The 25,424-nt window shown below is 70.9% G+C and carries 21 protein-coding genes, 2 pseudogenes and 1 riboswitch; of the genes and pseudogenes, 9 read left to right on the forward strand and 14 right to left on the reverse strand.

What is annotated here, in order from left to right; all coding sequences use genetic code 11:
• Window positions 1-39 precede the first annotated feature (39 nt).
• Window positions 40-1,272, forward strand: a complete 1,233-nt coding sequence (locus ACIBAE_RS07070; RefSeq protein ID WP_399282834.1) for a cytochrome P450 — start codon at window positions 40-42, stop codon at window positions 1,270-1,272.
• Window positions 1,273-1,451: 179 nt separating this feature from the next.
• Here ACIBAE_RS07070 and metE read toward each other — a convergent pair whose 3' ends face one another.
• Entirely contained in the window at window positions 1,452-3,770 is a 2,319-nt protein-coding gene (gene metE, locus ACIBAE_RS07075) for a 5-methyltetrahydropteroyltriglutamate--homocysteine S-methyltransferase (RefSeq protein ID WP_399282835.1), read from the reverse strand.
• A 160-nt stretch (window positions 3,771-3,930) separates the two neighbouring features.
• Window positions 3,931-4,146: riboswitch (cobalamin riboswitch) on the reverse strand.
• 119 nt (window positions 4,147-4,265) lie between these two features.
• Here metE and ACIBAE_RS07080 point away from each other — a divergent pair.
• A pseudogene (locus ACIBAE_RS07080) lies at window positions 4,266-4,685 on the forward strand (ECF transporter S component); the annotation flags it as partial.
• A 113-nt stretch (window positions 4,686-4,798) separates the two neighbouring features.
• Here the strand turns inward: ACIBAE_RS07080 and ACIBAE_RS07085 are convergent.
• A complete protein-coding gene (locus tag ACIBAE_RS07085; RefSeq protein WP_399282836.1) occupies window positions 4,799-6,541 on the reverse strand; it encodes a protein kinase in 1,743 nt (580 codons plus the stop codon).
• Window positions 6,542-6,812: 271 nt separating this feature from the next.
• Between ACIBAE_RS07085 and ACIBAE_RS07090 the strand changes: the two genes are divergently transcribed.
• Window positions 6,813-7,268 (forward strand): hypothetical protein, encoded by a 456-nt coding sequence (locus tag ACIBAE_RS07090; RefSeq protein WP_399282837.1) that lies wholly within the window; start codon window positions 6,813-6,815, stop codon window positions 7,266-7,268.
• 99 nt (window positions 7,269-7,367) lie between these two features.
• Here ACIBAE_RS07090 and ACIBAE_RS07095 read toward each other — a convergent pair whose 3' ends face one another.
• From ACIBAE_RS07095 to ACIBAE_RS07105, 3 genes are all read right to left on the reverse strand, one after another.
• Window positions 7,368-8,318 carry a zinc-binding alcohol dehydrogenase family protein gene (locus ACIBAE_RS07095; RefSeq protein WP_399282838.1) on the reverse strand — a complete coding sequence of 317 codons (951 nt, stop codon included), beginning with the start codon at window positions 8,316-8,318 and terminating at the stop codon, window positions 7,368-7,370.
• A gap of 460 nt (window positions 8,319-8,778) precedes the next feature.
• A complete protein-coding gene (locus ACIBAE_RS07100; RefSeq protein WP_399282839.1) occupies window positions 8,779-10,392 on the reverse strand; it encodes an MFS transporter in 1,614 nt (537 codons plus the stop codon).
• Between the two features lie 185 nt (window positions 10,393-10,577).
• The gene (locus ACIBAE_RS07105) at window positions 10,578-11,573 is read right to left on the reverse strand and encodes a zinc-dependent alcohol dehydrogenase family protein (protein ID WP_399282840.1); all 996 of its coding nucleotides are present in this window, start codon (window positions 11,571-11,573) and stop codon (window positions 10,578-10,580) included.
• A 194-nt stretch (window positions 11,574-11,767) separates the two neighbouring features.
• On the opposite strand from ACIBAE_RS07105, the gene ACIBAE_RS07110 reads away from it, so the two are divergent.
• On the forward strand, window positions 11,768-12,130 hold the full coding sequence (locus ACIBAE_RS07110) for an ArsR/SmtB family transcription factor (RefSeq protein WP_399283052.1): 363 nt from the start codon (window positions 11,768-11,770) through the stop codon (window positions 12,128-12,130).
• 219 nt (window positions 12,131-12,349) lie between these two features.
• On the forward strand, window positions 12,350-13,195 hold the full coding sequence (locus tag ACIBAE_RS07115) for a methylenetetrahydrofolate reductase (protein ID WP_399282841.1): 846 nt from the start codon (window positions 12,350-12,352) through the stop codon (window positions 13,193-13,195).
• Window positions 13,196-13,542: 347 nt separating this feature from the next.
• On the opposite strand, the gene ACIBAE_RS07120 is transcribed toward ACIBAE_RS07115, so the two are convergent.
• The 4 genes from ACIBAE_RS07120 to ACIBAE_RS07135 all read right to left on the reverse strand — a co-directional run bounded on the left by ACIBAE_RS07120 (window position 13,543) and on the right by ACIBAE_RS07135 (window position 17,265).
• A complete protein-coding gene (locus ACIBAE_RS07120; protein WP_399282842.1) occupies window positions 13,543-14,064 on the reverse strand; it encodes a MarR family winged helix-turn-helix transcriptional regulator in 522 nt (173 codons plus the stop codon).
• 167 nt (window positions 14,065-14,231) lie between these two features.
• Window positions 14,232-15,206, reverse strand: a complete 975-nt coding sequence (locus ACIBAE_RS07125; RefSeq protein ID WP_399282843.1) for an amidohydrolase family protein — start codon at window positions 15,204-15,206, stop codon at window positions 14,232-14,234.
• Window positions 15,203-15,763, reverse strand: coding sequence for an NADPH-dependent FMN reductase (locus ACIBAE_RS07130; protein WP_399282844.1), 561 nt, complete (start codon window positions 15,761-15,763; stop codon window positions 15,203-15,205). Before ACIBAE_RS07130 ends, ACIBAE_RS07125 begins: the two co-directional genes overlap by 4 nt.
• 32 nt (window positions 15,764-15,795) lie before the next feature.
• Window positions 15,796-17,265, reverse strand: coding sequence for an aldehyde dehydrogenase family protein (locus ACIBAE_RS07135; RefSeq protein ID WP_399282845.1), 1,470 nt, complete (start codon window positions 17,263-17,265; stop codon window positions 15,796-15,798).
• 490 nt (window positions 17,266-17,755) lie between these two features.
• Between ACIBAE_RS07135 and ACIBAE_RS07140 the strand changes: the two genes are divergently transcribed.
• Window positions 17,756-18,121, forward strand: coding sequence for a DUF664 domain-containing protein (locus ACIBAE_RS07140; RefSeq protein ID WP_399282846.1), 366 nt, complete (start codon window positions 17,756-17,758; stop codon window positions 18,119-18,121).
• A 14-nt stretch (window positions 18,122-18,135) separates the two neighbouring features.
• Here the strand turns inward: ACIBAE_RS07140 and ACIBAE_RS07145 are convergent.
• The 5 genes and pseudogenes from ACIBAE_RS07145 to ACIBAE_RS07165 all read right to left on the reverse strand — a co-directional run.
• Window positions 18,136-18,273: pseudogene (locus tag ACIBAE_RS07145) on the reverse strand (integrase); the annotation flags it as partial.
• 98 nt (window positions 18,274-18,371) lie between these two features.
• Window positions 18,372-19,532, reverse strand: a complete 1,161-nt coding sequence (locus tag ACIBAE_RS07150; protein WP_399282847.1) for an LLM class flavin-dependent oxidoreductase — start codon at window positions 19,530-19,532, stop codon at window positions 18,372-18,374.
• 81 nt (window positions 19,533-19,613) lie between these two features.
• Entirely contained in the window at window positions 19,614-20,834 is a 1,221-nt protein-coding gene (locus ACIBAE_RS07155; protein ID WP_399282848.1) for an SfnB family sulfur acquisition oxidoreductase, read from the reverse strand.
• 59 nt (window positions 20,835-20,893) lie between these two features.
• Complete coding sequence (gene ssuE, locus ACIBAE_RS07160; RefSeq protein ID WP_399282850.1) at window positions 20,894-21,454, reverse strand: NADPH-dependent FMN reductase; 561 nt, start codon at window positions 21,452-21,454, stop codon at window positions 20,894-20,896.
• Between the two features lie 194 nt (window positions 21,455-21,648).
• Window positions 21,649-21,732 carry a putative leader peptide gene (locus ACIBAE_RS07165; protein WP_399283053.1) on the reverse strand — a complete coding sequence of 28 codons (84 nt, stop codon included), beginning with the start codon at window positions 21,730-21,732 and terminating at the stop codon, window positions 21,649-21,651.
• Window positions 21,733-21,870: 138 nt separating this feature from the next.
• Between ACIBAE_RS07165 and ACIBAE_RS07170 the strand changes: the two genes are divergently transcribed.
• From ACIBAE_RS07170 to ACIBAE_RS07180, 3 genes are all read left to right on the forward strand, one after another.
• Window positions 21,871-22,809, forward strand: coding sequence for a LysR family transcriptional regulator (locus ACIBAE_RS07170; RefSeq protein WP_399282851.1), 939 nt, complete (start codon window positions 21,871-21,873; stop codon window positions 22,807-22,809).
• Window positions 22,810-23,134: 325 nt separating this feature from the next.
• Entirely contained in the window at window positions 23,135-23,524 is a 390-nt protein-coding gene (locus ACIBAE_RS07175; protein ID WP_399282852.1) for a hypothetical protein, read from the forward strand.
• A gap of 52 nt (window positions 23,525-23,576) precedes the next feature.
• On the forward strand, window positions 23,577-25,388 hold the full coding sequence (locus ACIBAE_RS07180; RefSeq protein ID WP_399282853.1) for a gamma-glutamyltransferase family protein: 1,812 nt from the start codon (window positions 23,577-23,579) through the stop codon (window positions 25,386-25,388).
• Window positions 25,389-25,424: the final 36 nt, after the last annotated feature.

The raw sequence follows: 25,424 nt of genomic DNA on the forward strand, positions 1-25,424 counted from the left end.
TCACCGCGAGAAGACGACCCGGACAGAAAGCAGCCCACCATGTCATCACCCACCACCTCCCCCCAGACCGACCGGGCGTACGCGCCGGTGGAATGGCCGCTCTCCCGGCGGGGCGACGTCGTGCCGGCCGAGTGCGCGCGGCTACGGCAGGAAAGCCCGATCGCCCGGGTGCGGACGCTCACCGGCGACGACGCGTGGCTCGTCAGCAATTACGCCCTCGCCCGGCAGGTCCTTGAGGACGGCGAACACTTCAGCCTGCGCGCGACGGCCGCTCCGGGCATGCCGCGCCAGTACGCCTTGACGATCCCCCCGGAGGTCGTCAACACCATGGGGAACGTCAACAGCGCGGGCCTCCACCAGGAGGTGCTCAGGGCATTCGGTCCCCGGTCCGGCCCGGCGTCGGCCGAGTGGATGCGCGAGCGGGCGCACGAGCTGATCGACAGCATGGTCGAGGAAGGCCCACCGGTCGATCTGCGGGAGCGCTTCGCCGAGCCCTACGCCGCGGCCATGGTCTGCGAAGTGCTCGGCCTGCCGCGTGAGGACGGGCGCCGGCTCATGGCCGGCCTGGACCTCGGCTTTGTCACCAGCCCCGCCGTGTTCGAAGGGTGCACCGCCAACTGGGACAAGGACTACGCCTACGTGCTGCGGCACGTCCGCGCCGACCGCGAATCCCAGCGGGGCCTCATCCGGAGGCTGTGCGAGCTGCGGGACGACCCGACCCGCGATGGCGGGACCTTGACCGACGAGATGCTGGCGGCCGTCGTCACCTCCCTGTTCGGGGCCGGCGCGATGAGCACGTATGTGTTCCTGCTGCACGCCGTGCTCACCCTGGTACGACACCCGGAGATGATGCGACGTCTCCGGGACGAGCCCGAGCTGATGCCGAGCGCGGTGGAAGAACTGCTGCGCTGCACGCTGTCCATCGGGGACGGGCTGCCCCGGATCGCGCTCGGCGACGTACAGGTGGGGGACGTCCTGATCCGGGCCGGGGAACTGGTCCTCGTCTGTGTGGAAGGAGCCAATTTCGATCCCGAGCGGTTCGACGGACCCGAGCGGTTCGACATCGACCGCTCGCCCAATCCGCACCTGGCCTTCGGGGCCGGCCCCCACTTCTGCCCTGCCTCGCTTATCTCCCGCGTGCACGCCGCGGAAGCACTCACCGCGCTCCTGGAAAGCCTCCCGGCCCTGCGACTGGCCCTGCCCGCGGACCAGTTGGTCTGGCGTACGGGCAACATCAAACGCGTACCCGAACGACTCCACGTCCTGTGGTGAAGCCGCGCGGAGGATCGAGAGCCACGACGGACGGCCTCCGTCGCGGCCGCGACGGGAGCGGAGGCAGGAGACGGCCTGGTCGCGGCCGCACTCTCCGGCGCGGGCGACGCGGTGAGGGCCGGGGCGGGTGGTGACCGGCCGGGAGGGCGCGTGACGCGTTCCTCCCGGCCGTCGAAGGATCAGGAGACGGGCAGTTCCGCGCGGACGATGCGGGCCGCGGTGACCAGGTTCTCCAGGGACGCCCTGGTCTCGGGCCAGCCGCGGGTCTTCAGGCCGCAGTCGGGGTTGACCCACAGCCGTTCGGCGGGAATGGCCTCCAGTCCCTTGCGGAGAAGCGCCGCTGCCTCGTCCGCGTCGGGCACGCGCGGGGAGTGGATGTCGTACACGCCGGGGCCGGCCTCGCGCGGGTAGCCGTGCGCGGCCAGTTCGCGCGCGACCTGCATGTGGGAGCGGGCGGCCTCCAGGCTGATGACGTCGGCGTCGAGGTCATCGATGGCCTGGACGATGTCGCCGAATTCGGCATAGCACATGTGGGTGTGGATCTGGGTGTCCGGGCGTACGGCGCCGGTGGTCAGGCGGAACGACTCGGTGGCCCAGTCCAGGTAGGCGGGCCGGTCCGCCGCGCGCAGTGGCAGGGTCTCGCGCAGGGCGGGTTCGTCGACCTGGATGACCGATGTGCCCGCGGTTTCCAGGTCGGCCACCTCGTCGCGCAGGGCGAGGGCGACCTGGCGGGCGGTGTCGCCCAACGGCTGGTCGTCGCGAACGAAGGACCAGGCGAGCATGGTGACGGGGCCTGTCAGCATGCCCTTGACCGGGCGGTCGGTGAGCGACTGGGCGTACGAGGTCCAGCGCACCGTCATCGGTGCGGGCCGGGAGATGTCGCCGGCCAGGATCGGCGGGCGGACGTAGCGGGTGCCGTACGACTGGACCCAGCCGTGCTGGGTGGCGAGGTAGCCGGTGAGCTGCTCGGCGAAGTACTGGACCATGTCGTTGCGTTCGGCCTCGCCGTGCACCAGGACGTCGATGCCCGTCTTCTCCTGGAAGGAGATGACCTCGCCGATTTCGGTGGTGATCCGCTCTTCGTAACCGGCCGTGTCGATCCGGCCCGCGCGCAGGTCGGCGCGGGCCGTGCGCAGGTCGGCGGTCTGCGGGAACGAGCCGATGGTGGTCGTCGGCAGCAACGGCAGTTTGAGGTGGGCGCGCTGGGCGGAAGCACGCTCGTCGTAAGGCTGTGAGCGACGGCCGTCGGCGTCGGTGATGGTCGCGGTCCTGGCCCGTACAGCGGAGTCGCGGGTGATCGGGGAATTCTTGCGGGAGGCGAGGTCGGCGCGGTTCGCGGCGATCTCCGCGGCGACGGCGTCGGTGCCCTGGGCGAGCCCCTTGGCGAGGGTGACGATCTCGGCGGTCTTCTGGCGGGCGAAGGCGAGCCAGCGAAGGATCTGCGGGTCGATGTCCCGTTCGGCCGCCGCGTCGAGCGGGACGTGCAGCAGGGAGCAGGAGGCGGCCACGTCGACCTGGTCGGCGAGGCCGAGGAGGGTGGCGAGGGTGGCCAGCGATTTCTCGTAGTCGTTGATCCAGATGTTGCGGCCGTTGACGACGCCCGCGACGAGCCGCTTGCCGGGCAGCCCTCCGGCGGCCGCGAGGTCTTCGAGGTTGGCCGCGGCGGCGTCCGTGAAGTCGAGCGCCAGGCCGTCGATCGGGGCCTTCGCCAGGACGGGCAGAGCTTCACCGAGCCGGTCGAAGTAGGAGGCGACGAGCAGCTTCGGCCGGTCGCTCAGGCAGCCGAGGTCGCGATAGGCGCGGGCGGCGGCGTCCAGCTCGGCCGACGTGCGGTCCTGGACCAGTGCGGGCTCGTCGAGCTGGACCCACTCGGCCCCGGCGGCACGCAGGTCGGCGAGCACCTCGGCGTAGACGGGCAGCAGCCGGTCCAGCAGGGTCAGCGGTGCGAAATCCGCCGCCACGCCGGGGGCGGGCTTGGCCAGCAGAAGATACGTGACGGGGCCGACGAGCACCGGCCGGGCGGTGTGCCCGAGTGTGAGGGCTTCCGTCAGCTCGCCCACCTGCTTGGCGGAATCGGCGGTGAAGACGGTGTCCGGGCCGAGTTCGGGAACGAGGTAGTGGTAGTTGGTGTCGAACCACTTGGTCATCTCCAGCGGCGCCACGTCCTGGGTGCCGCGGGCCATCGCGAAGTAACCGTCCAGGGCATCGGCCTCGACGGCCGCACGGTGCCGCTGGGGCACGGCGCCTACCATGACACTGGTGTCCAGGATGTGGTCGTCATACGAGAAGTCACCGGTGGGCACCTCGTGGACGCCGGTGTCCGCCAGTTCCCGCCAGTTGGACCGGCGCAGGTCGGCTGCCGTTTCCCGGAGGGCGCCGACGGTGACGCGGCCCCTCCAGTAACCCTCGATGGCCTTCTTCAGTTCGCGGTTCGCACCCTGGCGGGGGTAGCCGTACACGGTGGCCCGTGCTGCCGGGGCTGTCGGCTTCGCTGTCACGGAAATCTCCTTCGCGAGATGACTCCTGAAGCTCCCGGAGACGGGACGCGGACGCGAAGGGATGACGAACCGGACCGACTGGTCGCGCCCTCGGCGCGCTCATCCGTCTGGTATGTACGCCGACCCGCCCACGAGGTCACCGGGATATCCGCACCCGATCGGTCACGTACGGGCAACGGGCAGGTCTTCGGACTCGCGGGCACACCTGCCGAGGCAGATTCCCACTGGCCGTCGCTTCCCGGATCCGCTCGGATCCAGTGCGTATGACGGCGGTCGTTCCCACTCGCCGCTGCGGGGCAGTCCCGGATTTCCACCGGGTTCCCTCTTACGACACCCTGCCTGGCGGACAGGGCGAACCAGCTGCACCCTCCAGCCTAGAGCGCGGGCAACTCCGCGTCACCTCTGCTCATATTCCGGATGCGCGCGGGCTCACCACGGGCGTCCGCGATGCGGGCCGGGCACCGTACCGGCTCGGCCCGCATCGGGACTCGTCCCGCGCTGATCACGGGCGGCTTCGGGCCCTGGATGCCGTACCAGATGTTCGGCTGCGCCTTCGGCGGCATGCCCGCCGGCTTCCTGCCCCGCGCCAGCGGCCGCCGCGAGGTCCTCCTGCTCAACCTCTCCTTGTGGCCCTTCTCCCTCGACCCGCACAGCTCCATCGCCTACCTCCCCGGGCTGCCGTTCACCGAGCAGTGGCACCGCTACCTCGCCTTCGACCTCGCCACCTCCCTCGGCTGGGACACCGGTAGCGCCGTCACCAACTTCGTGTGCGTCACCCCGGCGGGCCCGGCGGTGCTCACCACGTTCCGCAGAGCCGCCCGACGCGCCCGCTTCCGCGCACCCGTCCGGTTCCGAGAGCCCCTCGGGAGCGACCAGGCACCGTCCCGAGGGACCCGCGCGGGCTCCGCCCGGTGACGACGGATGGAACGTCGACCGGAAGAAACCGGATCCCCCACTGCCGCCGCGACCCTTGCCGCGTGGCCGGTGCGGCAGCTGTTCCGTCCGGGTGGCGGGCCGACCGGGGCGACTCAGGCGTGGAATCCGTTGCACGCGACGGGTGTGTACTTCGCCGGCCCGCCCTCGACGTGATAGAGGATCACCGTCCAGTCGCCCAGGTCGTCGCCCACCGGGAGAGCGTCGACGGTCCGTTCGCCGAAGTGGGCCCGGAAGTCGTCGGGATACCTGAGCTTGATGGTCCCGCCCGAGGACCAGGCGGAGTAGAGATCGACGGGCCTGCTGGTGAACCCGGTGCCCGTACCGGTGGACGGAAGGGGCTTGCCGGTGGAGCGGTCCGTCTCGTGCGGGGGCCGGACCCCCACGGAGACGTAGTACGGCGCGGGCCGCTTTCCCTGTCCCGCGCCCTGGGGGCGCAGCGCCACCGAGGCGGTGTCCGAGCCGGTGGTGTGCGCGACGGAGGACCGCAGGCCGGTCGGCGGTGTGGCCTCGGTGAGGCCGGCCAGGTCACAGAAGCCGATGCCCTGCGCCGCCTCCGCCGGATCCTCCGACAGGCTCCAGCGGTCCTGCGAGACACGGTCGTTCACGATATGGTCCGGCGGTCCTGCCGCCGGAGCGGTGGTGGCCGGCCGGGACGCGGTGCCGGGCGCGGAGGCGGTGCCCCCGGTCGTGGGCGCCTTTCCGGAGTCCCCGCTGTCCGCTCCTGGGAGCAGCCAGACCGTCAACGGCGCGGCGAGTGCCACCGCACCCAGCGCGAGCCAGGCCCGGCCCCGGCCGCCGCCTCGCCGACTGTCCGGCCCGCCGTACGGGGTGCTGCCGGACGGCCCCGCGGATACGGTCGCCACCGCCGGCTCCGCCTCGCGGTCCTCCGGCCGTGTCCGTGCCCCGGTCTCCGGCTCCGGCAGCGCGGGAGTGTGCGCACCGTACGGCACGGGTGGTGCGTTCACGTGCCCCGGTACGGCCGCGGGTTCGGCGTCGCGGAACAGCGAGCGGTAATGGGGGTCCGTCGCCAGCGCCGAGTCCACCGCGCAGGCGGCGATCACGGCGGCCGGCGCGGGCCGCTCCGCCGGGTCCTTGGCGACACACCGCCGGATCAGCGCCGCCAGGTCGGGCCGTACCCCCGCCACGTCGATGTCCTCGTGCACGGCCCGATAGCTCACCACCGCCGCGTTGCCCGCGCCGAACGGGGGCCGGCCCGTCGCCGTGTAGGCGAGCGTCGCCCCCAGCGCGAAAACGTCCGCCGCCGGGCCGACCTCGTTGCGCAGGACGACCTCGGGCGCCGCGTAACCGGGTGTCCCCGGCGCCATTCCGTCCCGGGTGAGAATCGTCTGCTCAAGCCCCCGGGCGATGCCGAAGTCGATCAGTTGGGGTCCCTGCGACGCGAGGATGACGTTCTGCGGTTTCAGGTCCCGGTGCGTGACGCCGTGGACATGGACCGCGGCCAGCCCCTCGGCGAGCGCCGCGACCAGCCGCAGCGCGCTGTCCGGCGGGAACGGGCCGCTCGCGGCGACCGCGCCGCGCAGGGTGGGACCCGCCACGTACTCGGTGGCCAGCCAGTACGGGGAGGTGTCGAGCGATGCCTCGATCAACTGGGCGGTGTGGACGCTGCGTACGGTCTCCACGGTCGCGGCCTCCCGCCGGAACCGGGCCAGCGACTCGGGGTGATCGCTGATCTCGTCGCGGATCACCTTCACGGCCACCAGCCGTCCGCCGGGCGACCGGCCGAGATACACCTGGCCCATGCCGCCCGCGCCGAGACGGGCGAGGAGCTGATAAGCGCCCATGCGCGCGGGGTCCTGAGGTCGCAGCTCGTCCACCGGATCGACTGTGCCACATACCTCCGCCCTCCGGACCGGTCGAGCGCGACCCGGGACGTGAGGACACCACCGCGACCTCGGCAGCGCCCCACACCCGCACACCCACGACACCGGGCGCCGCCCCACCAGGAGGGCGTCGGTGTAGCCGGCGTGAACGCGTTCACCGGCACACATCATGCGAGTGTCTGGCGATCCTGGAGTTGGTGAACCATGATGACGGGCAGAGGAGTTCACCTTGTTCCCGCACTGATGTGAGAGGTTTTCGGACGGCATGCCGGACACCAAGAAGTCGATCAAGGTGGTCAACGCTGACTCCGGCGAGGCCTACGCGGTGATCGTCCAGCACGATCCGATCACCGACAGGCGCCTGTCACTGGCCGACCTGGGCCTTTACGTCCGTTGCCTGTGGCTGCACCACCTCACCGGAGCGCAGGGCGACGTGGACTGGATGATCCGCGAACTGGGCATGCACGAAAACGAGACCCGCGCCGGACTGACCCGTCTCGCGGAGGCCGGATACATACACCTGCCCAGCGAGGACGAGACCGAGGCGTTCCGCGCGGCCCGCAACGCGTCCGGCATCCGGGCCGCACTCCAGCAGACCGGAGGCCGGCTCAGTGAGGGGGAACGCGCGACGGTGGAACGGTTCGCCGCGCTCACCGAGGACCACGCCCGCGTCGCCGCGGCGAGCGTCTTCGACGCCCTCTGTTCCGAATCCGACACCTGACAGCGCCGTTCCCGGGCCACCGCCGGTGCTCGCCACCGCGCCTCCGTCGCGCGGCCGGGCCGCCCACCCCGTCATCCGTGGCGTACTTCTCCGCGCGGGTTACGACTCCGTGGGTACGACAACCAGTTTGCGGTGGGTGGTTCCTGTTGTGAGCAGGTTCCAGCCGTGCTCGAAGTCGTCCAGGGGAATGCGCTCGATGTCGATGGTGAGCTTCCGGGCCCGTGCGAGTGTGGTGAGTTGTTCGTATGCCGCCCGGCGGACGTCCAGGGGGGTGAGAAAGATGGTGTGGCCGAGCAGGGACATCACGCGGTTGCGGAACGCGGGGGCCAGGACCGGGACCGTGGCGGACGCCGCGTTGCCCACCTGGACCAAGCGGGCCCCGGGGTTGGCCGCGTTGATGACCGGGGGAATCGCTTCGCCCCAGATCATGTCGATGATGACGTCGTAGCCGCCGGGTGCGGCGGCGCGTAGCGCTTCCTCCAGCGTCTGCGGCCGGTCGAGTCGTACCACCGCGTCAGCGCCTCGGGCGTGCCGGGTGTCCAGGGTGAGTTCGCCGCGGGCGGCGGCCACCACCCGGCCGGCGCCCAGGAGCCGGGCGGCCTGTGTCGCGATCTGCCCGACGACTCCGCCGGCGCCGAGAATCAGGACCGTCTCGCCCGCCGCCAGGTGGGCCCGGTATTCCAGGGCCGTCCACGCGGCTGTGCCGGACACGCCCAGGGCTGTCGCCGTCGCGGGATCGAGCCCGTCGGGGACCGGCATCAGCGACGCCTCGTCCACCGGCGCCCGCTCGGCGAACGAGCCGTACGGGGCCGGGGCTTCCGTGAAGTACACCCGGCGCCCGTCGTCGAGTTCGCCGACGCCCTCGAATCCCAGTACCGCGGGCGGTTCCGGTACCCGGCGGGGGAAACCACCACCCGCGATCACCACGTCGAGCGGATTCATCCCGGCGGCCAGTACGGACACCACCGGGGTGCCGTGCGACGGCCGGGGAGCGGAGAAGTCGGCGACGACGGGCTCGCCGCCACGCTCCGCGAGCACCACGGCTTTCATGACGGGTCCTTCCTCTCTGCGCGCGCCGATGTCCAGGACGTGTCTCGTGATGCCCGGCGGGGACGGACCTCCGCGAGCGGACGGGCGTCCCGGGCGGATTTTTCGACGGCATCGGCCCGCCTGAGGTTCTCGGGGGAGGCGCTGTCGCGGAGGGGTGACCCATGCCGGTCCGGCGATGCCGAGGACGGCGAGCACCTTCCGGGCCGGCACATGGCCCAAGATATTGCCGTCGCAGTGGTTCCGCCCCTTGTGGGGGAGTCCGGCCGGACGCCGTTGACCTCCAGGGTGGCGGCCGTGGCGAAGGTCTCGCGGCGGTCCGGCCCGTAGCTGTGAGGTGTGTGAGGAGGGGCACGTTAGCTGTCAGGTGTGTGAAGAGGGGCACGTCCGGTGTCCCCTGGCGGGGGCCCGGCGCCCGGCCCCGTCGTCCACCGGGGCTCGGCGCCGGGTGCTCGCCGTGGTGTCACATGGTCTCGCCGGACCGGTTCCCGCCGCCGGCGGGCTCGGAGGCCAGTTCCGCGGTGGGCCCGGAGCCGGCCGGACTCTCGTCGAGAGCGGCGGATCCGGTGGACGAAGGCCCGCCGCTCATGATCACGGGGCTCGCCACCTTCTTGGGACGGAGCGCGCGCCACACGAGCGGTGCGGTGATGAGGGCGAGGGCGACGCTGATCCAGATCACCACATGGAGGGCGCTGGTGAAGGCGTCCGCGGCGACGACCGAGGTGGTGTGGATGCCGCCGTTCAGATCCTCGGTGACCTTGTCCGGGTCGGCGACCTTGCCGGCGAGGTGGGAGGACGTGATGGTGAGGAGGAGGGATCCGCCGACAGCCGCGGCGGCCGTGTCACCGGTGAGACGCATGGCGTTGAACATGCCCGACGCCATGCCGGCGCGTTTGAGGTCGACGCTGGAGATGGCCGCGCCATCCACGATGGCGAGCGTCATGCCGTAGCCGGCGCCCGTGAGCAGCAACGGTCCGACCAAGGCGCTGATGCTGGTGTGCGGCTGAATGGTGCTGAGCCAGACCATACCGCCGGCGGCTGTCACCATCGCCGCCGTGAGCTGGACGCGCACCGAGAGGAACTTGGCGATGACGGGGGCCAGAAGCGGGATGATCAGCGTCGGGATGGTGACGATGATCAGCACGGATCCGGCGCCCAGGGCGCTGTATCCCTTGACGGCGCTGAAGTAGGTCGGCAGCAGGACCAGCAGGGGAAGCAGCGTGAAGGCCATCGCGACAGCGGCGGCGTTGACCCCCATGAAGCCCGTGTTGCGCAGCAGGCTCAGCTCGAACATCGGGTGTCGCTGCCGCTTTTCGGCGACGGCGAATCCGGCGAACAGGAGGACGGTGGCGACGAGGGAGCCGATCACCAGGCCGGACGTCCAGCCGTAGGTCGGCGCCTCCACCAGGGCGAAGATCAGGAGGACGAGGCCGAGGGTGAAGGTGACGGTTCCTGTCCAGTCGACGGGCTTGCTGTCCGTGTTGCGCGATTCCTTCAGCATCGGCGTGAAGACCGCGACGAGCAGGCCGAGAACGGTCGGGACGAGCAGGATGCCGCGCCAGCCCATGAACTCCATCGTCAGGGCGGAGACGAGCGGGCCGAAGGCGAGGCCGGCGCCGAGCGCGGTGCCGAAGATGCCGAAGGCGCGTACACGCTGCGTTCCCTCGAAACGGGACGCGACGAGAGTGGAGCCGGCTGTCAGCGTGGCGGCCGCACCGATACCGCCGGTCACCCGGGTGATGTCGAGCAGGATCACCGAGTTGGCGAGCATCCCGACGAGAGCGCTGGCGCCGAAGAGCGTGATGCCGATCTGGAAGATGCGCCGGCGGCCGACCCGGTCGGCGATGGTGCCGAAGGCGAGCATGAGCGCGGCGAAGGTGACGTTGTAACCGCTGACCACCCACTTCAGCGACTGTGAGCTGGGGTGGAAGTCCTGGGCGATCTCGGGGAGCGCCACGCCCGCACCGGTCATGGCGACCGGGAGGAGGAAGACCGCCACGCTGACGAGGAGCAGGGTTGCCCAGGCGGGCTTCCGCCTATATGATGAAGCTTCCTTCATCGATGTTGCTTGCTTCATGACTCAAGGACCTAACTCTCCGCTGCGATGGCGCACAAAGGATCTTCGATGGAACTCTTCGTGGGGCCGCTGGCTCACCTGACCGGAGAACCGGGAGGTGTGAAGTGGTTGTCTGTGAACGGCTTCCGGCCGGTGCTCGGCCGAGTTCCGCTGCGTGCTCACCGTCGCTGGTGGCCCCGCCGGGGTCAGCGGGGGACGGTCACGACGACCTTGCCGACCTGTCCGCCGGCTTCGAGGTGGCGGTGGGCGTCGGCGACGGCGTCGAGGGGGAAGGTCTTGTCGATGACCGGAGTCAGATCCCCGCTGGTCAGGCCGCGGCGGACGAAGTCGACGGCCTGGTGGCGGCGCGACTCGTCCAGGGTGATCTCGAACAGTTCGTAGCCGCGGATCGTCAGACGCTTGAAGAGGACGGCGCCGACGTCGAGGGGAGCGGGCTCGGCGTCCAGGCGCCCGTACAGCACGATCGTGGCGTCCGGGGCGGCGGCCTCGACCAGTCGCGCCAGAGCCGGCCCGCCGACGGGGTCGAAGATCACCCGGACCCCCTTGCCGTCCGTGAGTTCCCGCACGCGGGCGACGACGTCCTCCTCGGCGGTCGCGATGACCGCGTCCGCGCCGGCGTCCAGGAGCTGCCGGCGCTTGGCGCCGGTGCGGGTCAGCGCCACCGGACGGGCGCCGATCATGCGGGCGATCTGGATCGCGGCGAGACCCACGCTGCTGGACGCGGCGGGGATCAGGATGGTCTCTCCGGCGCTCAGGCCCGCCAGGTCGACGACGCCGCCGTAGGCGGTGATGAACATCATCCAGACCGAGGCCGCCTCTTCCCAGGAGAGGTTTTCGGGGTGCGTGACGACCGCGTGCGCCGGTGCGATGACGAGCTCACCGTGCACGACGTAGTCGGTCATCATGAAGGCGGGCACGACGCTGACCGCGTCCCCCGTGGCGAAGCCGGTGACGCCGGGCCCGACGGCCTCGATCTCGCCCGACGCCTCGTAGCCGATCCCTGACGGGAAGACGGGATCGACGCCGTACTCCCCACCGCGGAACATGGACTCGGCCCGGTTCAGCCCCAGGGCCCTGGTCCTGATGAGGACCTCTCCCTCGGCCGGCACGGGAACGGGCACGTCTTCGACGCGAAGGACTTCGGGGCCACCGGTCTCGTGGAAGCGGACAGCGCGGTTCATGGTGTGTCTCCAGGTCGTTGCAGGGGGATGCGGGGCGATATGCCGTGCTTGCGGCTGATTCGCCCGCGCTCCACCAGTAGAACTCTTATGACGACGACCGTCAAACTTCGATGAATATCAACCTATGAGGGTCGTCGACCTTTGAAGACTGTCGACGTATGCTGGCCGGGAGACAGGCCCGTCATCCCGGAGCCATGGACGAGGAGGAACCGGTGGCACGTAACAGCACGCGGGTGCCCGAACATCCCGCCAGCCACGAGATCGCCCTCCAGGCGGTACTGGAGGCCCTGGTCGATCCGGTACGCCGCAGCATCGTGAGCCAGCTGAATGAGGCTCCGGCGGACATCAGCTGCGGAAACTTCGACCTCCCGGTGGCGCGGTCCACGGCGACCCACCACTTCAACGTCCTGCGTGAAGCCGGGATCATCCGCCAGCACTACGTCGGCACCTCACGCATGAACACCCTGCGCCGCGACGACCTCGACGACCGCTTCCCCGGCCTCCTCGACGCCTGCGTCTCCGAGGTCGGCAGCGAGAGCGCCCGCACCGCGGCTTGAGTCGACGGCGGCGGGCCGGCACGCCGGCGGCCCGGTGATCGATGCCGGTCCGGGGGCGATGCCGGTCCGGGGCGACGCCCGTCCGGGCTGAGGAAGACCCGGTACGACCTCGGTGTGAAGCTCAGCGGCGCCCCCGCTCACCATGTGAGGGCGGACCCCGGCCAGGGGGCCGATCAAGAGCGCGCTCCGGCGAACCTTCCACGAGCAGGGATACGTGTCATGAGCCTCCCCCGATCCCTGTACGACGACGTGGTGCCGGCCCTGGCGCGGACCGCCGCCATCGAGGTGATCCCGCTGCGCGGCGCCGAGGAGAAGCTGCGCGGTGTCCCCCTCGGCTCGACCGTCACGATCACGTGTTCTCCGAAGTCCGGGATCACGCGGACGCTGGAGCTGAGCGAGGTCGCGGTGCGGGCGGGGCACCGCGTCGTCCCGCACGTCGCCGCGCGGCAGGTCGCCGACAGGGCGCAACTGCGCGGAATCGTCGCCCGCCTGAGTGATCTCGGCATCTCGGAGCTGTTCGTGATCGGCGGTGACGCCACGGACGACTCCGGAGCGTTTCCGGACGCCACCTCACTTCTCGACGCCCTGGCGGATCTCGATCATGGCCTGACGCGCATCGGTGTCGGCTGCTACCCGGAGGGGCACCCCTCGATCGGTGACGAGGCCCTGGTGGAGTCGCTGCGTCACAAACAGGTCCACGCCGACTACATGGTCAGCCAGCTGTGCTTCGACGCCGGGACGGTGGTGACGTGGCTGCGAACGGTACGCGAGGCGGGCATCGAGCTGTCCCTGCGCATCGGCCTGGCGGCTCCCCTGAACCCCCGTAAGCTCCTCGAACTCTCCCTGAGGATCGGGGTCGGATCCTCGGTCCGCTTCCTTTCCCGGCAGCACGGCATGGTGGGCCATCTCCTCCTGGGCGGGGTGTACCGGCCCGAAGAACTGCTCGCCGGGTTCGGCGGGGACCTCGTGGCCGAGGACCTGCGGATCGAGGGGCTGCACCTGTTCTCGTTCAACCAGGTCCAGGCGGCGGTCGACTGGCAGAAGCGGATCTCCCAGGGCGGGTGAGGCGTCGGCACGCGGTTCGGCGGTGTGGTCCGGCGCCGTCATGATCACACGGGGTGCCCCGGCGATTCCCGCGCGGCGCTCCTCCGTGCGCACCGGAAGGGCCGGCCATGTTCGTCACGCGGTCGGCCGCCCTGCGGGGCAAGACCTTCCGCGTGGGCAGCAGCTCATCCCGGTCGTGCGGGCCAGCTGTCCGTCACGCACCCCGGGGACGGCGGCTTCCGAGCGGTAATGGCTTCCGGGCGGCGCCGGCTTGCGGCGGCGTTGCCACGGGGGCCGGTCGCCCGGCGGTGGCGACCGGCCCGGCGGGCTCCAGGCCCGGGTGAGTCGGCGGGCCGGCGGTCAGCGGGTCAGCGGGTGCGCGTGACCGGGTGCGGCTTCCGGTCGCCCAGTGCCAGCAGGACCTCGCGCAGATCGTCCGCCGCCTTGCCGGCGGCACCGGTACCGGCCGGGCTCAGTACGGTCAGCTGGGCGCCGACGGCGGCCTCGACGGCGGCCTGCGCCGTCTCGATGCCCAGAGGCGTCAGCCGTACCCAGGACGAACGCGCGTCCTCGGGATCGGGTTCGCGCTCGATCAGCTCCGCGGCCGCCAGCTTCCGCAGCGCGTTGCTCGTACCGCCGGATGTGAGAAGCAGACGCTCGGACAGGTCGGTGGGCCGGAGGCGGTAGGGCTTCCCCACCGAGCGCAGTGCGCTCAGGATGTCGTACTCGGCCTTGGTCACCCTGTACGGGGCCAACTGCTTGACGAGTACGTCCTCCAACAGATGATGCAACCGCGCCACGCGCTTGATCAGCTCGAATTCGGGTCCGACGATCGCCGGCATCTCGGCACGCCAGGCGGCCGTGATCGCGTCGACCAGGTCCTCAGTCATCCTCAGTCCTCTCGTACCCGCCCCTGCGTGGCGCCAACTGGCCATCCTACAGGGGTGAAAAATAACAAAGCTTTCTGGACAGCTTTTGCGGCGGGCCGGGTCGTGACCCTGGTGTTCACGACCCGGCCCGCTGTTCCGCATGCCCGCTGTTCCTCACATCGGCCGCGTCAGGAGGCGGCCTCTCCGGCCAGGCGCGGGAAGACGTTCCGCGCCGTGTGCCGCAGCATGTCCTCCCGGTCCGCCGGTTCCAGTACGGCCGTCCCGGCCAACTGCCCGGCCAGCGACCGTACGACGCCCGCCGGCGTGAACGGATAGTCGCTTCCGTAGAGCAGCCGCGACGGGTCCACCAGGCCGAGGAGGGCGGGAAGCGCCCGGGGGAGTGCCGCCCCGGCGGTGTCGTAGTACAGCCGCCTGAGCAGGCTCACGACATCGGCGGGCGTCCCTTCCACGTCGAAGGCGTTGCCCAGTGACTGGATGCGATCGGCCAGCATCGGCAGCACGCCGCCGGTGTGCGGGACGATGAACCGGATGCCGGGGTAGCGCTCCAGACTCCCGGAGAGCACGAGGTCCAGGACGGCCCGGGTCGTGTCGAACGGGAACTCGATCAGCGGGCGGGGCCGGTCCGGCGAGACGTGCTCCCAGCCGCAGGCCGATGTCGGGTGCAGCAGCACCGCGGCCTCGCGCCGGTCGAGTTCGGCGAGTACGGGAGCGAATGCGGGGTCGCCGGGGTAGCGGCCGCGGAAGTTGGTCAGCAGGACCACCCCGTCCGCGCCCAGGTCGTCGAAGGCGTGCCCCAGCTCGGCGAGCGAGCCGGCCACGTCGGGCAGCGGCAGACTCGCCAGCAGCCCGAACCGGTCCGGATGGCCGGCCACGATCTCCGCACCCTCGTCGTTGACCTGCCTGGCGAGGGCGCGTGCCTTCGCGTCGTCGCCGAAGTGGACGCCCGGCGAGGAGACCGACAGGACCATCGCGCCGATCCCCAGCTCGTCCATGAGCCGCAGCGCACCGGAGGCGGACCACGACGGGACGGCGGGGATTCCGTCGGCCTGGCCGAGACCCGCTTCCCGCAGCGCCTCCTGGTAGGAGGGCGTCAGGAAGTGGCTGTGTACGTCGATCGCCCGGGACAGTGAGATATCGGTCATCGCGCGCTCTCCCGGATCTCGTCCCGGAAGACGGTGAGCAGTTCCCGCAGCAGCGCGAGGGTGGTCTCGTCGGTGAACTCGCCGTTCTCGTCGCATCGATGATGCGCGCCGAAGACCAGCAGCTCCGGCTGGACGAGCACCTGGCAGCGGGTGGCCATGAGCACCTGGCGGAGTGCCATCTGGCCGCGGGCCGTGCCGAAGTTGCCGGGCGAGGCTCCCATGACGGCGGCGGGCTTACCGCCGAGGCTGGACGCGCCGCCGGGGCGGGACGCCCAGTCGAGGGCGTTCTTGAGGACTCCCGACACCGAGTAGTTGTACTCGGGCGAGGAGATCAGGAGCCCGTCGGCGCGGGTTATCGCGCCGCGCAGGTCCGCGACGGGCTCGGGGGGCTCCGCGCTGTCCAGGTCCTGGTTGTAGGGCGGGATGTCGCCGAGGCGCTCGTAGAGCTGGATGGTGAGTCCCGGCGGCGCGTGCTTGCGGGCGGCGCGCAACAGTGCCGTGTTGAGCGACTGCTCGCGCAGGCTGCCCGAAATGGCGAGCAGGGTGACGTCGTTCATGAAGGTGGCTCTCCGTGTTTCCGTTCGTGCCGTCAGAGCGGGAGCTGGCGCTCGCCACTCTGGACGTTCACCCAGACCAGGTCGGTGAAGTCGTCACGGGAGTGCGGTCCGCTGCGACCCCATCCGCTGTCCTTGACGCCACCGATGGGAGCTGTGACGTCGTCGTCGATGGTGGGGATGTTGATGTGCACGGCGCCCGAGTTGATCTGCTGGGCGAGCTCCAGGCCGCGGAACCGGTCACCGGTCAGGATCGAGGAGGTCAGTCCGTACGCCGACTTGTTGATCACTTCGAGCGCCTCCTCGGCGCTGTCGACGGGCTGCACGATCAGCAGGGGACCGAAGGTCTCCTCGTAGGAGGCCTCCGCCTCGTCGGGGACGTCCACGAGGATGGTCGGCTCGTGCACGAGGCCGTTGTAGGAGCCGCCGGTGACGACGCGGGCGCCCTTCGAGACCGCGTCCTGGATACGGCTCTGGACGAGCTGCACGGCGCGCTCGTTGATCAGCGGGCCGACGACGGTGGCGGGGTCGCGCGGGTCACCCTGCGGCAGGGCCTCGGCGCGCTCGGTGAGCCGGGACAGGAACTCGTCGTAGAGGGGGCGCTCGACGAGGATCTTCCGGGCGCAGAGACACACCTGGCCCTGGTGGAAGAAGGCGCTGAACGTGGCGGTGCGGACGGCGTAGTCGAGGTCGGCGTCGGCGAGCACGAGGATGGGGTTGTACCCGCCGAGCTCCATCACGGTCCGCTTGAGGGTCTTGCCGGCGCGGTCGGCCAGGAAGCGGGCCGTGCGCGAGCTTCCCACGAAGTTGATGATGCGTACGTCACGGCTCTCGTAGAACACGTCGGCGATCGGGCCGGCGGCTCCGGGAGCGTGCGAGATCACGTTGATGACACCGGCCGGGAAGCCGGCCTCCTCGGCCACCTCGGCGACGATCAGCCCGGCGGAGATCGGTGCTTCCTCGGACGGCTTCACGACGACGGTGTTGCCGGCGGCGATGGGCTGGACCACGGAGCGCCAGGCGAGGACGTTCGCGCCGTTCCACGGGGTGAAGCTGGCCACGACGCCGAGGGGGCGGCGGACGGCCATGGAGAAGTCACCGGCCACGTCCGTCGAAAGGATCTCGCCCTTCGGCTCCAGAACCCAGCCGGCGGCCTGCCGCAGGACCTTCTGCACCACGTTCTGCTGGAACTTGGCGAAGAAGATGGAGCAGCCGGTCTCCTCGGCGAGGATGGCGGCGAGCTCGTCGTGGCGGCGCTCGACGATGTCGGCGGCGCGGAGGAAGAGCCGCTGCTTCTCGGTCGGGGCCAGGGCGGCCCAGGCGGGGAAGGCACGGTCGGCGGCGGTGACCGCCTGCTCGGCGTCCTGCGCGGTTCCCGCGGCGGCCCTGGCGTAGACGGATCCGTCGTACGGGTTGAACACGTCGAAGTGCTCACCGCTGGACGAATCGACCCACTGGCCGTCGATGTAGTGCTGGTAGAGGCGAGGCTTCTGCGACTCGGTCATGATCGACTCCTCACGAAAACTGTGGCGTGGGGCCGCCCGTCCTGCGGCCGGATGTGAACCGCAGGAGGAAAGCTTGTTATAAAGCTATCTCGAAACCTTTGCTATGGCAATAGTTCGGCCCGATCGCGTGGTCGTGGTGGTGGTCGCGGCCGGGTTCGCGCTCCGGGAACCGCCATCTCGTGGTCATGAAGCCCAGGTGGCCGCGGTGCGAGGACCTCCGGCTGCCTTGTGGCCACACACACGGAACGCCGCCCTTCGCAGGACGGCGTTCCGTGCGTGTCAGCGCCTGGAAGGACGGCGTTCGGTACGTAGCAGCACTGTCCGAAGGTGAAGGAGTACACCTGGATTCCCGCGGCCGGACGGATGTCGAGACGGGCGTCTTCGGGCACAGGCAGGGCTCGTACGTGCTCGGCGAGGCGTTGTCGTACCCCCGGTGTAGCGTCCAGGCCGGAGTCGGGCTTCATGCTCTGCGGTTGACGGAGGCGCGCGGATGGCGAGTACGACAGGCGAGCCCGTGGTGGTGTCCCGCCGCATCGGGGCCCGGGCGGGGGACATCTTCCGGATCCTGGCCGACCCTGGACGGCATCCGGACCTCGACGGCTCGGGGATGCTGCGGGGTGGCGTCTCCGACGCCGTGATCTCGGGCGTCGGGCCCGAACAGGAGTCGGCCGCCTGGCCCGTGGGGATCTGGCCGGCCTGGCGACTGCCTGACGTGCGGCACATCCTGCTCCACGTGATCACCGAAGTCGCCTGCCACGGAGGCCACGTGGACGCGGATCGCGAATTGATCGATGGCACCGTCTGGCTGGGCGGCAACCCCTACGCCGGACAGGACCCAGTTCTGCGACCGGACTAGTTTCGCCGGGCTCTTCAGGTCACGGCGGCGAGGCGGTGTCCGCCCCGGCGAATGCCCTTCTCGCTGCGGATGCGGGCGCGTTCCTTGTGTTCCGCGGCCACAACGTCGCGGTGACGGGCGTTGGCGTTGCGCCGGCGCGGATAGGTGTGCGGGACCCGGTCAGGTCGGAGCACCAGGTCCTGTCCCGTGAAGATCCGCCGGACAGGGCCGGCGGTGCCGATCGGGCAGCGCCGGATCGGCACCGCTCGTGTCAGGGCTTCACGCCGGCGGCGAACGGGATCCCGGTGCCGTGCTGTGCGGCGGACGCCGGGGCGTCCGGGTGGGTCCACAGGCCGGACCTGGCGAGCAGCGGCAGGACGCCCTCGCCGAACCAGTACGCCTCCTCGATGTGCGGGTGGCCCGACATGATGAACTCGTCGATGCCGAGGCGGTGATATTCGGTGATGCGTTCCGCGATCTCGGCGTGGCTGCCGACCAGCGCCGTACCCGCGCCGCCGCGGACCAGGCCGACGCCCGCCCACAGATTGGGCGAGACCTCCAAGCCGTCCCGGTCGCCTCCGTGCAGGGCCAGCATGCGCCGCTGGCCCTCCGACTCACTGCGGGCCAGGCCGGTCTGGACGGCCTTCACCGCCTCCTCGGAGAAGCCGTCGAGCAGCCGGCGGGCCTCCGCCCACGCCTGCTCCGCCGTGTCGCGCGTGATCACGTGGAGGCGGATGCCGAACCGTACGGTACGGCCCTGCTCGGCCGCCAGGGAGCGGATCCAGGCGATCTTCTCCGCGACCTGCGCCGGGGGCTCGCCCCAGGTCAGATACACATCGCTGTGACGGGCGGCGACCTCGCCCGCCGCCGGTGAGGAGCCGCCGAAGTAGATGGGCGGCACGGGATCCGGGACGCGGGCCAGCTGCGCGTTCTCCGTCCGGAGGTGTTCACCGGTGAACGACACGGACTTGCCGCGCCACAACTCACCGACGATCTCCAGGAATTCACCGGTGCGCGCGTACCGGCTCTCCTTGTCGAGGAAGTCGCCGTAAGCGCGCTGTTCGTGGCTCTCGCCGCCCGTGACGACATTGAGCAACAGCCGTCCCGGCGCGTGGCGTTGGAAGGTGGCCGCCATCTGGGCGGCGAGCATCGGGGCGACGAAGCCGGGGCGGAAGGCGACCAGGAACTTCAGCCGTTCGGTCTCCCGGGCCAGCATCGCCGTGGTCAGCCACGCGTCCTCGCACCAGGCCCCTGTCGGTGTCAACGCCCCCACGAAGCCCAGCTGTTCGGCCGCCCGGCCGATCTGGCTCAGGTATCCGAGGTCGGCGGGGCGCTGCCCGCCCGCCGCGCCCGCCGGCAGCCCGTGACCGCCGCCGACGATGTGGCGGCTGTCTCCGTACGTGGGCAGGAACCAATGGAAGGTGAGGCTCACTGAATTCTCCGGACTCTTCTGACAGGACACACCTCCGGCGGGAGGCGTCGGGCGGGCGCGTTGCGAGGGACGGAGTCCCGCTCAGATCAGACCGTGGCGGGGCGGCCGGGTGCCGTTGAGCACGTAGCGGCCGATGTGCTGGATCTTCCACCGGGCGGGGTCGTGCAGCGTATGGGTACGGGCGTCGCGCCAGTGGCGGTGCAGGTTGAGGCTGTCCAGCGCCGAGCGGGTCCCCGACACCTCGAACAGTGAGCTGCTCGTGTCGACGGCCGTCGAGGCCGCGTGCACCTTGACCGCCGACACCGCGATCGAGGCCTCGGCCGCTGTGTCGTCCGTCAGGTCGGCGGACGCCGCGTCCACGGCGGACGCCGCGGCGACCAGAAGCGCTTCCGAAGCCCTCACCTGCAGTGCCAGTTCACCGAAGCGCTGGATCAGCAGCGGATCCTCGGCGGCGGTTTCGTAGCCGCTCTCGAACCAGGGCCGGCTCTTCGTCCGGACGAATTCGGCGGCTTCGGCGAGGGCGCCGGAGGCGATGCCCACATCGATGGCGGCATGCAGCAGCTGGGCCACCGCACCGTGCAACTGGGGTCCCTGGAAGGTGAGGTGGTGGGGTACGACCCGGTCGGCGGCGACGCCGACGTCCGCGAGGCGCACGGTGCCGCTCGCCGTGGTGCGCTGGCCCATGCCGTTCCAGTCGTCGACGACGGTGACACCGGGTGCGTCGCGTGCCACATACGCGACGTGCAGCGCGTCCTCCTCGGCCCGGGCGAGGACCGGGATCCAGTCCGCGAACAGCGCTCCCGTCGAGTAGTGCTTCTCACCGCTCAGCAGATAGGAGCCGTCGCCCGCGGGTGACAGCCGGGTCCTGATGTCCTGGACATGCTTGGTGCCGGCCTCCGACTGCGCGTTGCCGAAGCTGCGCCCGGCGAGCACCTCGGCGAAGAAGAACTTCCGCTGCTCCGCGCTGCCCTGTCTGCGCAGCACATTGACATAGACGAAGTGGTTCTGCGGTATCTGGGCCAGGCTGGCGTCGCCGGTCGCCAGCAGCCGGAAGACCTCCGCGAGCGTGCCCGCCGACACATCGGCGCCGCCGTGCGAGCGGGGCACGGTGATCCCGAGCAGACCACTGGCGGACAGGCGTGCCAGCTCCTCGCGCGGCAGGACGCGCCCCGCGTCCCGCCGCGCCGCACCGGCCCGGAACTCGTCGGCCAACTCCGCGGCCACAGAGCGCGCTTCGGTGTCGTCGGCGATCACATGGGCGTTCGCCGGCGCCGCTTCGTCGGGCGGTACGGGTGCGGTCACGGTGGGCCTCCGTGCGGTGTGCGGTGGATGGTCGGGAGAAACGGCGGTGAGCGGGCGGTTCAGGCGGCGGCCGGCACCGGGTGGGCGCTGCCCGGCCGCAGTGCCCGCACGAACTGGTCCATCACCTGGTGGAGTCCCCTCTCGGCCTCGGCGTCGAGGGAGACTCCACCGCCTTCGAGGGCCGTGATGTGCCGGTCGAGGACGAACCAGCCCTGGACGATGTGCTGGGCGCCCATGGAGGACAGCACCGGCCGGAGCGCGTAGTCGATGGCGAGGACGTGGGCGGTACTGCCGCCGGTGGCCAGTGGCAGTACGGTCTTGCCGGCCAGCGCGTACTGCGGCAACAGGTCGAGCAGGGACTTCAGGAGCCCGGAGTAGGCCGCCTTGTAGACGGGTGTGCCGATCATCACCGCGTCGGCCTCCTCGAACAACTCCTTCGCGCGGACGATCGCCGGGTGGGCGAAGTCCGCGCGGAGCAGCGCCTCGGGAGGAAGGGTGCGGGCGTCGAGGGGGACGACGTGATGGCCCCTGGCGGTGAGCCCGGCGTCCAGGTGCCTGAGCAGCCGGGCTGTTCGGGAGCCGGCCGACGGACTGCCGGAGACGGAGAGGACGGTGGCCATGCGGAATCACCTCGTGAAATCTGCGGGTGCGGTGGTGAGCGCGGGCAGCGGTGAACATCCGTATGTCCGACGGAGTGCCCCGCCGGACATACGGAGAGCAACAGGAGGACCGGGAAAGCCACTGCCGGTGTGCTGTGAACGGCGGGCTCGTGCCGCGTCGGTGTGACACGCGGTGTGCTGCTCGGGGCCCGGTTCTATCGCGCCTGACGACACAGGGCGCTGGAGACGCGCACCAGGTCCACGTGACGGCGGCAGGTCAGCTCCCACAGATCCCGCATCGCCCGTCACCACCTCTCGAACCTGTTTCACCGAAGCATGTGCTCACGAGATTAGCCGTCGTCGTCGCCCGCGTACATTCGGGATCTGCGAAGTGGTGATAGGGATTCCCTTCAACACCGATCGGAGAACACCAGGTCATGCGGATAGAACAGCTCGAATACATCGAGGCCGTGACCCGACTCGGCTCTCTTCGCCGGGCGGCCGAGGCCCTGCATCTGTCCCAGCCGGCGCTGAGTGAGACCGTCCGCAACCTGGAGCGTGAGCTGGGCGTGGACATCCTGGACCGGAGGCGGTCGGGGGCCAAGATCAGCGCGGCGGGACGTGAACTTCTGCCGCACATCACCGGTGTGCTCGACGCGGTCGAGGGGCTGCGCAGAGCAGCCGACGAGCAGCACCACACCAGCCGGATGATCCGGCTCGGCACGGTCCACGCCGCCACCGTGCCGCTGCTCGTGCCCACCATCCGGGCCTTCCGGGCCGCGCATCCGGAGACGCAGGTCGAGGTGGTCAGCTCCCAGCAGACCGCGCTGCACAGCGCGCTGCTGGAGGGCGGTCTCGATCTCGGTCTCGTCAACTACCTCCAGGGCGACGACACCCCGCCCGGATTCCACACCACGGAGCTGCTGCGCGGCCGGCCGGTGGCCTGTGTGCGCTCCGACAGTCCGCTCGCCGCGAAGGAGCGGATCTCGGTGGACGACCTGCTCAGCCAGCCGCTCGTCGTGATGCGGTCGGGTTACCTCATGCACCGCTACGTCCACCGGCTCCTGGACGGGCGCAGTCCCAGCTTCTCGTACTCGACGGACGGCGCGGAGATGGGGAAGCTGATGGTCGCCGAGGGTCTCGGTACCACCGTGCTGCCCGACTTCAGCGTGCGCGGGGATCCGCTGGAGCGCGCGGGGATGATCACCTTCCGGCCTCTCGACGTCGTGTCCACCGCCGTGCGGTTGGTGATCCAGCGGCCTCTCGCCGGCTCGGTCCCCGCCGCGTCCGGGGCGCTGCACGCGATGTTCGTCGACCTCGCCGCCGACTACACCGCGGAGGTCGCGGCCGGCGGCTCCGGTACAGCGGCGGGGTGACCCACCGCCGCCCCGGGAGGGGCGGCGCCGGTCGTTCCGTTTATTGCCGCGACATTGCCGCTTCATGGCGGCTCGACCGTGCCACTTCCGGCCACCGCACACCGGCGTCTAGCGTCATGAGCCGGACGTATGCGCCAAGATTCCGGGTCTCCGGACAGCTCCAGCCCTTCGTCCTCGTTCCGTCCGCGCGGTGTCGCGCGCCGGTCCGGCCCTTCCTCCGTGCCGGCTCCATTCTTCCCGCGCCCCCCGTCTTCCGTCTTTCCGAGGCCGTGCAGATCCCCCAACAACGACCAAACTCACCAAGGGACGCGTCGCCTGGAACGCGGTGACCTCCTACCTGCCCAACGCCGCACGCAACTTCGGCCTGCCCGACGAGGTCGACCACGATCACCGCTACGAGATCGCCGACGAGTACCTGGAAGTCCTCCACTTCCGCGACCTCGCGGGCGCGGGCCGGGTGGCGGTGGCGCCCGCTCACCGACCCGCTGCCGCGGTCGGCGTCCGCCGGTTCCGGGGGTCGCCCGATCCGGCGGCGAGGCACCACCCGGTCATCGATGAACACGTACAGTGCCATCAGAAGATCGTCCGCTCGATCGCTACGCCCCTGTCCTGCCGGAGGCGGGGCGGAGGGGACGACGGGCGATCGACGGTCTGCCCGCCGCTCAGGCGATCGGGCGAGCGAGCACCCCGGCCCACCCCCCAGGTGGCATCGTGAGCGGCGCCGACCGGTCCGCTGGACTTCGACATAAGCGCAGGTGAGACACGGTATGTTCACAACCCGGCCGACTCTCCAGGGCACCTTCGGCATGGTGTCCTCGACCCACTGGCTCGCCTCGCAGTCCGCGATGGCCGTCCTGGAGGACGGCGGCAACGCGTTCGACGCCGCCGTCGCGGCCGGTTTCGTCCTCCATGTCGTCGAACCGCACCTCAACGGCCCCGGCGGCGAGGCCCCCATGATCCTCGCCCCCGCCGGCGGCGAGGTACGGGTGCTCTCCGGACAGGGGCCCGCGCCGGCCGGCGCGACCATCGGCCACTACCGCTCGCTCGGCCTCGAACTCGTCCCCGGCACCGGACCGCTGGCCGCCGCCGTGCCCGCCGCCTTCGACGCCTGGATGCTGCTTCTGCGCGACCACGGCACCAAGTCCCTCGCCACGGTGCTGCGTTACGCCATCGGTTACGCCGAGGACGGCCACGCTCCCGTCGAACGGATCGGCCAGACCGTCGAGGCCGTCCGCGAACTCTTCGAGACGGAGTGGACCTCGTCCGCCGACGTCTACCTCCCCGGAGGCAGGCCCCCGGCTCCCGGACAGCTGTTCCGGAACCCGGTGCTCGCCGCGACCTGGCGCCGCCTGGTCGCCGAGGCCGAGGCGGCCGGGGACGACCGGGTGGCCCAGATCGAGGCCGCGCGCGCGGTGTGGCGCGAGGGATTCATCGCCGAGGCGCTGCTGCGGCAGGCCGCCCGCCCCACCATGGACACCAGCGGATCCCGCCACACCGGCACCCTGACCGCCGCCGACCTGGCCGGCTGGTCCGCGACGTACGAGGCGCCCGCGACGTACGACTGGGACGGCTGGACCCTCTGCAAGGCGGGTGCCTGGAGCCAGGGGCCCGTCTTCCTCCAGCAGTTGGCCCTGCTGCCGTCCCGCGCCGCCGACCTGCCCCGGTACGCCTCCGCCGACTACGTGCACCTGCTCGTCGAGGGCTGCAAGCTCGCCATGGCCGACCGGGAGGCTTGGTACGGCGACGCCGACGACGTGCCGCTGGCCGCGCTGCTCTCGGAGTCGTACAACACCGGGCGCCGCGCCCTGATCGGCGAGCGGGCCTCGTCCGAGCTGCGCCCCGGCAGTCCCCAGGGCCGTACGCCCCTGCTCAGCGCCCACGCCCACGCCGTCGCCTCCGGCAAGCCGGCCTTCGACCCGATGGGCATCCCGGCGGCGGGCGTCGGCGAGCCGACCGTGGCCAAGGACGGCGGGACGCGCGGCGACACCTGCCATCTCGACGTCGTGGACCGCTGGGGCAACATGATCGCCGTCACCCCGAGCGGCGGCTGGCTCCAGTCCAACCCGGTCGTGCCCGAGCTCGGCTTCCCGCTGGGCACCCGGCTCCAGATGGCCTGGCTCGACGAGGGCCTGCCGAACTCCCTCACCCCGGGCCGCCGCCCGCGCACCACCCTCACCCCCTCGCTCGCACTGCGCGACGGTGTGCCGGTGCTCGCCTTCGGCACCCCGGGAGGGGATCAGCAGGACCAGTGGCAGCTGCACTTCTTCCTGGCGCTGGCCCTGCGCGCGCCGGTACGCGGCGGACCCGACCTCCAGGGCGCCATCGACGCGCCCAACTGGCACAACGACAGTTTCCCCGGCTCCTTCTTCCCGCGCACGATGCGGCCCGGCAGCGTGACGGTGGAGGCGGGGATGGACCCGGAGGTCATCGGGGAACTGCGCCGCCGCGGCCACGACGTCACCGTGGGTGACGCCTGGACCGAGGGGCGGCTGTGCGCGGTCGCCAGGGACCCGGAGACCGGCATCCTGTCGGCCGCCGCGAACCCCCGTGGCATGCAGGGTTACGCCGTCGGCCGCTGAATCGTCATCCGATCCGGCGCCCGCCGTGTCAGTGGG

This window comes from Streptomyces sp. NPDC051569, from assembly GCF_044454085.1.
Lineage (GTDB): Bacteria > Actinomycetota > Actinomycetes > Streptomycetales > Streptomycetaceae > Streptomyces.